An 8,876-nucleotide genomic window follows, 5' to 3' on the forward strand; every position below is an offset into this window, starting at 1 on the left:
CGTCTTCGAGGCGCCGGGGGTGCGGCTCTCCCTGGGCGAGCGTAAGGACTTGGACGCGCATCTCGAGCAGTCGGTGCACCTGGGTATTCGGCCCGAAGCCCTCGCGCCGGTTTCTGGAGAAGGGGAGGCCGAGGTGGAAGCCCGCTTGGAGCTCGTGGAGTCCCTGGGTTCGGAGGCGGTGCTCCACCTGACGGTCGGCTCCCGCCCCCTCATCGCCAAGGCGCCGCCCAGTTGGAGCGCGGAGCCGGGAAGCCGCGTGCGCCTGTCGGTTCGGCCGCGCGGCGTGCACGTGTTTCGGGAGGGGAAGCGGATCGGCGGGGCCGAGTCGTAGGAGCTCCCGGACCCGGTTTGCCAACCGGGCGGTGGAGCCAGGCCCCGCTCCTTCCTTGACCTGGAACAGGTTTTCCCGCGGCGCTTTGCCGTAGAATCCCCCCCATGACGCGACGCACGGGCCTCCTCCACCGATCCCGCACCCTCCACCGCTGGCTGGGGCTCCTGGGCCTCCTGTACTTCGCGGGCATGGCGGGGTCGGGCATCCTCCTGAACCACCCGGACGTCCTCTCCGGGGTGGACCTGCCCCGGTCCTGGCTCCCGGGGGACTACGCCTTTCGGGACTGGAACCGAAACAGCCTGCGGGGGTCCGTCCCCGGGGACGGGGGGGCGCTCTACCTCTACGGCGAGGCCGGGGTGTGGCGGTGGGAGCCGGGGGCGACCGAGCCGGTCTTCGATGGAGAGGGGTTCGAGCGCTCGGTGTACTACCGGGACACCCGGGCGCTGCTGCGGGTGAACGGGGCCGAGCCCTACCTCCTGGCCGGCACGCGGGGGGGGCTCTGGGGCCGCCCCCTGGCCGGGGGGCCGTGGAGGCCCGTACCGCTGGGGGAGGGCCGGGAGACGGTGGTGGACCTCCTGGAGGCGGACGGGAGCCTGCTCGCCGTCACCCGGGACCGGGTGTACCGGGGCGGCACCGGGTGGCCCCCCGCCTTTGCCGACGCCACCCCGGCCCGGGCCGGGGAGCCGGACCGGCGCGTGCCCCTCTTCCGGCTCATTTTCGAGCTCCACAGCGGCGAGGTCTGGGGGCTGCCGGGTCGTCTCGCGGTGGACGCCCTGGGGGTGCTCGTGCTCTTCCTGTGCGTCTCGGGGGCCTGGTTCTGGTGGCGCAAGCGCCGGCGAACCCTTGCCCGGGGCAGGGGGGGGCGGTGGGCGCGAAACGCACTGGGCTGGCACCTGCGCCTGGGCCTTTGGGCGTCGCCCCTGCTGCTCTTCGTGACGGTGACCGGCTTTCTCCAGCGTCCCCCCTTCCTCCTCGCCGTCGCATTTGCCGGGTACCCGGAGCGCCTCCACCCCGCGCCGGCCCCTGCCAACCCCTGGCACGACCTGCTGCGCAAGGCGACCTACGACCCCCTTCGCAAGACGCTGCTCCTCGCTACGGCCGACGGCTTCTATGTTGGCCCGCTCGACGGGAGCCGGTCCTTTTCCCGGGTTGCCGGGGGCCCGCCCGTGAGCGTGATGGGCGCCACGGTGCTCCGGCGCGCCCCGGACGGCCTGGTGTGGGTGGGTTCCATGAGCGGGCTCTATGCGTGGGACCCGAGCTCGGGGTGGGTGACCGATGCCTTTACCGGCCGGCCGCCGAGGCCGGGCCAGGGGGGGCCGGTGGGGGACCGGCAGGTGGTGGGGTGGGTGCGGGCGGCCGATGGGCGCACCCTGGTGGCGGACTACGATCGGGGCCTTCTGGACGGGGAGGGCAGGCCCTACCCGCTCTCCATGCCCCCGGACCTCCGGGCCGCGGGCCGCATCTCCCTGTGGCACGCCCTCTTCGAGCTCCACAACGGCCGGCTCTTCGGGTTTCTCCTGGGGTGGTGGACGTGGCTCGTCGTGCCCCTCGGCGGGCTCGCGTTGGCGGTCCAGCTCGGCACGGGGGTGCTCGACCGCTGGCTCCCGCGGCTTTCGCAGGCCCTCGGCCGGCAGAAAGACGTTTGACAACCGCGTTTGTTTGTGCCTAAATACAACAAGCTTTCTCCCGGTCCCGCAGGAGGCTTCCGACATGCCCAAACCTCCAAAGGTTCCCGAGGCGACGATCAAGCGGCTCTCCATCTACATGCGGGTGCTCAAGGATCTGGAAAAGAAGGGGGTCGAGGTCATCTCCAGCGCGGAGCTGGCCGACATCTGCGGGGTCAATGCTGCGCAGATTCGAAAGGATCTCACCTACTTCGGGGAGTTCGGCATCCGGGGCGTGGGCTACTACGTCAAGGAGCTCCACTTCGACATCCGCAAGGTCCTGGGGCTCAACCAGCGCCGCAACGTGGCGCTGGTGGGGGTGGGCAATCTCGGGCGCGCCCTCCTGAGCTATCGCAACTTCTCGGAGCACGGCTACAACTTCGCGGCGGCCTTCGACGCGGACCCGGCCAAGGTGGGCACCGTGCTGCCCGGGGGCATCGTGGTCCACGCCATGGAGGACCTGCCCCGGGTCACCGCGGAGCGGGACATCGACGTGGCCATTCTCACCACGCCGGCCGATGCCGCCCAGTCCGCCGTGAACCGGATCGTGGCTGCGGGGATCAAGGGCATCCTGAACTTCGCTCCCACCCAGCTCCAGGTTCCGGAGGGCGTGAAGGTCAAGAAGGTGGATCTCACCACCGAGTTCGACAACCTGGTCTATCACCTCTACGCCCGGTCCCGCTGAGGAACCTCCATGCCCGAGTGGATCATCGAGAACCCCGAGGCCGTGGCGTCGGCGGAGATCGTGGTAGGCATCCCGTCCCGCAACGAGGCCGACGCCATCGCGTTCCCCACCGAGCAGGCCTCCCTGGGCCTCACCCAGTTCTTCAAGGGACGCAAGGCCGTCATCGTCAACTGCGACAACGCGAGCCGCGACGGCACAAAGGAAGCGTTCTTCGCCGCCCCGTGCGCCGTGCCGCGTCTGTACGTGTCGACGCCGCCGGGAGTGACGGGCAAGGGCAACAACTTCAAGAACCTCTTCCGGTTGGTGCACGATCTCGGTGCCCGCGCGGTGGTGGTGGTGGATGCCGACCTCCAGAGCATCACCCCCAAGTGGATCAAGCACCTGGGGGAGCCCCTCTTCGACGACTTCGGCTTCGTGGCGCCGCTGTACCTGCGCCACAAGTACGACGGCACCATTACCAACAACATCGCCTATCCCCTCACCCGGGGCCTCTACGGGCGGCGGGTGCGCCAGCCCATCGGGGGAGACTTCGGTTTTTCGGGGGAACTCGCGCGCACCTATCTGGAGCACGCGACCTGGAACGACGACGTGGCCCACTTCGGGATCGACGTCTGGATGAGCACCCTGGCCATGTACCACCGCCAGCCCATCACCCAGGCCTTTCTCGGCCGGCCCAAGGTCCACCGTCCCAAGGATCCCGCCGCGGACCTGGGTCCCATGTTCCGACAGGTGGTGGGCACCATGTTCCACCTGATGGAGGCCTTTGCCCCCTTCTGGGCGGAGGTCCGGTGGAGCCGGCCCACGGCCATCTTCGGGTTCGGCCTCGGGGAGACCGAGATGCCCCCCCCCGTGAGCGTGGACCTGGAGGCCCTCTACACGCGTCTCCACGAGGGCCGGGGCAGGTACGCCGCGGTGTGGGAAGAAGCCCTGTCTCCGGTCACCTCTGGCAAGCTCAAGGAGGTACTGGAGATGGACCTGGGGCACTTCGAGCTTCCCGTGGGGCTCTGGGCACAGGTTCTGTTCGACACGGCGGTGGCGTACCGGGACCGCATCCTGCCCAAGGACCAGTTGCTGGATGCCCTGTCTCCCCTCTACTTCGGGCGGACCTTGTCCTTCGTGCGGGCAACCGAGGGGATGGCCCCCGCCCAGGCGGAGGAGTACGTGGAGGAGCAGTGCCAGGCCTTCGAGGAGGCCAAGCCCTACCTCTTGGAGCGGTGGGGCCGCTAAGTCCCGGCGTCGTTTCCCCCTATCGGGCGAAAAGGAGGAGCTCGTGGCGCGCATCCTGATCGTGGACGACGAAGAGCACATCCGCACGCTCTATACCCTCGAGCTCGAGGACGACGGCCACGAGGTGCTTGCCCTGGGAACGGGCAAGGGACTCCCGGCCGAGATCGAGCGGTTCGGGCCCGACGTGGTCATCCTCGACATCAAGATGGTGGACGTGAGCGGGCTCGACGTGCTGCAAGAGGTGCGCACCCGTTTTTACGACCTGCCGGTGATCCTGTGCTCGGCGTACGGATCCTACAAGGGAGACCTGAAGAGCATCGCCGCCGACTACTACGTGGTGAAGTCCTCGGACCTGACCGAGCTCAAGAAGCGCATCGCCGCCGCCCTGGAGGCGCGCATCCCCCAAGAGCGGTAACCGCCCCCTCTCCCCTTTTCCCCCCGCCGCCAGGTGGGGCAAACTGCCCGCTTCCGGGTTCCGGCTCCCGCCGGCTCCCCTCTCCCACGGGCCGGAAGCAGGCAGGCACATGGTCAAGTACATCGCGGTCGCGGGCAACATGGGCAGCGGCAAGTCGACGCTGGTGGAGTTCCTGTGCCGGCGCTATCCCCACATTCGTCCCTTCTACGAGCGCAACGAGGAAAACCCCTACCTGGCGGACTTCTACGCCGACATGGGCCGGTGGGCCTTCCACTCCCAGATCTACTTTCTCACCCTGAAGTTTCGCACCCACCAGGAGCTCGACGCTTGCCCCCAGACGGTGATCCAGGACCGGACCATCTATGAGGACGCGGAGATCTTTGCCGAGAATCTGCACCGCAAGGGATACCTGGCGGGAAGGGACTACGAGGCCTACCGGCGCCTCTACGCCACGATTCTGCGCAGTGTCGGCCCCCCGGATCTGCTGATCTACCTCAAGTCGAGCCTGCGCACGATCCGAAAGCGCATCCGGCTGCGGGGACGGGCCTACGAGGGGGGCGTGGACGCGGGCTACCTTCGGGACCTCAACCGGCTCTACGAGCGCTGGCTCGGCCGGTACGACCTTTCCCCGGTGCTGGTGCTCGACGCCGACCGCCTTGACTTCCTCAACGACCTGGTGGACCGCATCGAGGTGCTGGAGACCATCGAGAAGTATGTGTGACGGCGGTGGGTTGGGGGTGGCTCGTGGCTCGTTGCCGGTTGCTCGTTGTCGGTTGTCCGTTGTCCGTTGGGGTAGGGGGCGCGACGGGTGACGGGTGACGCACCAGGCTCCGCCCGTTTCTCACTCATCGTTCATCATTTCGCCTTCCCCCCCTCTTCCGAGCCACTTTGCCTGCCAGGCGTCCAGGGCTTCCAGGGCGCGGCGGGCTTTTTCCTCCTTGATCTTCTTCTTGTCGCGGATCTTCACGCCCAGGGGGGGGAGGAGGCCGAAATTCATGTTCATGGGCTGGAAGGGGCGGGTCGGCGAGGCGACCACGTGCTCCACCAGCGCGCCCAGGGCGGTCTCGGGAGGCAGGGGATCGGGGGTCCGGCCCTCCAGGCGAAGCGCCAGATTGAGCCCGGCCCAGAGGCCGGAGCCGGCGCTCTCCACGTATCCCTCCACCCCGGTGAGCTGGCCGGCGAGCTGTACCCATGGGGTCTTGCGCAGGCGCAGATAGCGGTCCAGGAGTCTGGGCCCGTCCACGAAGGTGTTGCGGTGCAGGCTGCCGAGCCGGTGGAAGCGTGCGTTCGCCAGGCCCGGGATGAGGCCAAACACCCGCTCCTGCTCCGGATAGGCGAGCTTGGTCTGGAAGCCCACCAGGTTCCACCGCTGGCCCTCGGCGTCCTCCCGCCGCAGTTGCACCACGGCGTACGGGCGGCGGCCCGTGCGGGGATCGTCGAGGCCCACGGGCTTCATCGGGCCGAAGAGCAGGGTCTTGGGCCCCTTGGCCGCCAGGGTCTCCACGGGCTGGCACGCCTGGAAGACCCGTTCCTCTTCGAAGTCCCGGGTGGGCACCGTGCGGGCACAGGTCAGCGCCTCGTAGAACCGCTCGAACTCCTCTCGGGTAAAGGGGCAGTTGAGGTAGTCGTCTCCCCCTTTCCCGTAGCGCGAAGCGGCGAAGGCCACGCTTCGGTCTACGGAGTCGCCCTCCACGATGGGCGCCATGGCGTCGTAGAAGTACAGGGACTGGGCACCCGTGAGGGCACCGAGACTCGCGACCAGGGAGTCGGAGGTGAGGGGGCCGGTGGCCAGGATGATGTGGGTGCAGGCCTTGCCCCCCGTCCCCAGGGCGGTGACCTCCTCGCGCACGACTTCCACCAGGGGTTCGGCCTCGAGACGCGCGGTCGCCTCCCGGGCGAAGCCCTCCCGGTCGACGGCGAGGGCCTGGCCCGCCGGCACCCGGTGTGCCTGGGCGACCTCCAAGAGCAGGGAGCCCAGGCGGCGCATTTCCTCCTGCAAGAGGCCCGAGGCCTGGCCCAGCCCTTCGGCCTTGAGGGAGTTCGAGCATACCAGCTCGGCGAGCCAAGGCCCCCGGTGGGCCGGCGTCGTGCGAACCGGCCGCATCTCGAAGAGGCGCACGGGGATCCCGCGGCGCGCGAGCTGCCACGCCGCCTCGCACCCCGCCAGTCCCCCGCCGGCGATCCGGACTGGGTCGCGTCCTGGTTCCATCCGTCGTCTCTCCTGCCTTCGGCTTCCCGCAGCGCTCCGGGGGGGCCATGGTGCCAGAAGGGACAGCGAAAGGGTACCTCCCCCGCGATTCGGGGACGGCGGGCCGCCGGGAGTAACCGGCGGGGATTTGGACAGTACGCTGACCGGTTCGGAGCTCCGGCTCCGGGCAGCCCCGTTGACGAACCGCCCTCGACCCGCGATACTTGCGGCCACGATCGTACCCGCTGGGAAAGGAGTACCCCATGAGGCGCACCGGTCTCGCCCTCCTCGTTGCGGCTGCCTTTGCCCTGCCCGCATGGGCGGGGGCCCCCGTTCTTCCGGTATTTCAGGACGTGACCCGCGAAGCCGGCGTGGGCGATGCCGGAAACGGCAAGGGTGCGGCCTTCGCCGACTTCGACAACGACGGGCACTGGGATCTCTACGTGTCGAACAAGGGGGGGCCGAACAAGCTCTACCGCAACAACGGAGACGGGACCTTCACCGACGTCACCGCATCGGCGGGAGACAACCTGGGGGACGTCGGCTACGCCATGGGGTCGGTCTTCTTCGATTTCGACAACGACGGCTGGGTGGACCTCTACATCCCCAAGGGCGGCCGGTACGAGATCGAGGCCAACCGCCTCCTGCGAAACGTGGGCGGCAAGTTCGTGGACGTAACCGAACGGGCGGGGGTGGGCTCGAAGGAGTTCACCTACGCCGCTGCCGCGGCGGACTTCGACGGCGATGGGTTCCTGGACCTCTACCTGGCCAACTACGGGGTGGGCGCCAGGAACATCCTGTACCGCAACAACGGGGACGGCAGCTTCACCGACGTGACCGATCAGGCCGGGGTGGGGGACCGCTCCTGGTCCTGGATGGCCGTGTGGGCCGACGTGAACGGCGACGGGCGCCCCGACCTCTACGTGGTCAACGGCCGCTACCCGGCCGGCGAGCCCAACAAGCTCTACCTCAACAACGGCGACGGCACCTTCCGGGACGCGAGCGCCGAGGCCGGGGTGGACGACCCCCACTGGGGCCTCGGGGCCGCCTTTGCCGACGTCAACGGCGACGGGCACCTGGATCTGTTCGTGTCGAACTACGTGGGCCCGAACAAGCTCTACCTCAACAACGGCGACGGCACCTTCCGGGACGCGGGCGAGGCCTCGGGGCTCGAGAACCTCGGCTGGGGCAAGGGCCCCACCTTCGGCGACTTCGACCACGACGGCCGCGTCGACCTCTACGAGGGCGACTGCAAGGTGGCCAACCAGCTCTACCGCAACAACGGCGACGGTACCTTCAGCGACGTCTCCGGGCAGAATCCCGACGTGCAGTGCGCCGCGGTGCGCACCAAGGGCACGGTCTTCGCCGATGTGGACGGGGACGGGGATCTGGACCTCTACGTGGTGAACTGGGGTGCCGAGAACAAGCTCTTGCGCAACCGCACGAACGACGGGAACTGGCTCAAGGTGCGGCTCACCGGCACCGTCTCGAACCGCATGGCGGTGGGCTCCCGGGTGTGGGTGCGCGACGGCGCGACCCTGGCGGGCATGGCCGAGCTTCACACGGCCTCGGGCTTTTGCGCCCAGACTCCCCAGGAGCTCCACTTCGGGGTCGATGCCGCGAAGACCTACACGGTGGAGGTGCGCTTCCCGAGCGGCATCCGCAAGGTGGTGGAGGGGGTGCGTCCGGGCCAGGTGCTCACCGTCGAGGAGCCGGGCGAGCTGGCCAGCCGGTGATCCCCTCCCTTGCGCGAGGAAGGAAGGCTGTTTCGCGACAGCCTTCTTTTTTGGGCCCGCGGCAAGGTGGCCGCCCCGACGCCGGCTCTCGGGCGGCCGCCCGTTTCCGGCGCGTTCCACGGGGGCAGGCGCCCCGGATGCGTGGCGTCGGACCTGTCGGGAAGGGCACCGGGAGCGGGGAAGGGGAAGGGTGACCCCTCCATGAGGTCCGAGCCCGGCCCGGGGCGCTTGGCCCTCGGGCTCTTTCTCCTCTCTTCGGGGGTGCTCTCCTACGAGCTGCTCCTCATGCGGATCTTCTCGGTCCTCATGTGGTACCACTTCGCGAGCCTCGCCATCGGACTCGCCCTCCTGGGCCTGGGCGCCGGGGGGGTGGCGGTGGGCCTCCTTCCGCGGCTTCGGCGCCCGGGCACCCTCGGAATCGGGGCGGCGGGGTTCGGTGCCGGTGTGCTTCTCCTGCTGGGGTTTCTCGCCTCAGTCAGCTCCAGCCCGGAGCTCGCCCAGGCGACCCTGGCACCGTTCCATCAGCCCTTCTACCGCCCCTTCGCCCGGCCGGACCTCGACGCCGCCGCGGGGTCGTTCTTCCTGCGGCTGGCAGGCCTGGCCGTGCTTGCGGGCCTGCCCTTCCTGGGG

Annotated in this window: 9 protein-coding genes; 8 read left to right on the forward strand and 1 reads right to left on the reverse strand. The window is 69.2% G+C overall.

Annotated elements, in window-relative coordinates; genetic code table 11:
* The 6 genes from AB1578_19265 to AB1578_19290 form a co-directional block, all read left to right on the forward strand.
* A partial coding sequence (locus tag AB1578_19265) for a TOBE domain-containing protein (GenBank protein ID MEW6490035.1) occupies positions 1-331 on the forward strand: 331 nt, incomplete at its 5' end.
* A 104-nt stretch (positions 332-435) separates the two neighbouring features.
* Positions 436-1,977 carry a PepSY-associated TM helix domain-containing protein gene (locus AB1578_19270; GenBank protein ID MEW6490036.1) on the forward strand — a complete coding sequence of 514 codons (1,542 nt, stop codon included), beginning with the start codon at positions 436-438 and terminating at the stop codon, positions 1,975-1,977.
* Positions 1,978-2,041: 64 nt separating this feature from the next.
* Complete coding sequence (locus AB1578_19275; protein MEW6490037.1) at positions 2,042-2,680, forward strand: redox-sensing transcriptional repressor Rex; 639 nt, start codon at positions 2,042-2,044, stop codon at positions 2,678-2,680.
* A gap of 9 nt (positions 2,681-2,689) precedes the next feature.
* A complete protein-coding gene (locus tag AB1578_19280) occupies positions 2,690-3,907 on the forward strand; it encodes a glycosyl transferase (GenBank protein MEW6490038.1) in 1,218 nt (405 codons plus the stop codon).
* Positions 3,908-3,950: 43 nt separating this feature from the next.
* Entirely contained in the window at positions 3,951-4,322 is a 372-nt protein-coding gene (locus AB1578_19285; GenBank protein MEW6490039.1) for a response regulator, read from the forward strand.
* A 109-nt stretch (positions 4,323-4,431) separates the two neighbouring features.
* Entirely contained in the window at positions 4,432-5,043 is a 612-nt protein-coding gene (locus tag AB1578_19290) for a deoxynucleoside kinase (protein MEW6490040.1), read from the forward strand.
* A 120-nt stretch (positions 5,044-5,163) separates the two neighbouring features.
* Here the strand turns inward: AB1578_19290 and trmFO are convergent, their stop codons facing one another.
* Positions 5,164-6,531: a methylenetetrahydrofolate--tRNA-(uracil(54)-C(5))-methyltransferase (FADH(2)-oxidizing) TrmFO gene (gene trmFO, locus AB1578_19295; GenBank protein MEW6490041.1), complete on the reverse strand. Its 1,368-nt coding sequence runs from the start codon at positions 6,529-6,531 to the stop codon at positions 5,164-5,166.
* A gap of 242 nt (positions 6,532-6,773) precedes the next feature.
* Between trmFO and AB1578_19300 the strand changes: the two genes are divergently transcribed.
* Together AB1578_19300 and AB1578_19305 are read left to right on the forward strand one after the other, a co-directional pair.
* Positions 6,774-8,246: a CRTAC1 family protein gene (locus AB1578_19300; GenBank protein ID MEW6490042.1), complete on the forward strand. Its 1,473-nt coding sequence runs from the start codon at positions 6,774-6,776 to the stop codon at positions 8,244-8,246.
* Positions 8,247-8,447: 201 nt separating this feature from the next.
* Positions 8,448-8,876: hypothetical protein (locus AB1578_19305; GenBank protein ID MEW6490043.1), on the forward strand; the 429-nt coding region annotated here is incomplete at its 3' end.

It is taken from the genome of Thermodesulfobacteriota bacterium, assembly GCA_040756475.1.
Lineage (GTDB): Bacteria > Desulfobacterota > Deferrisomatia > Deferrisomatales > JACRMM01 > JBFLZB01.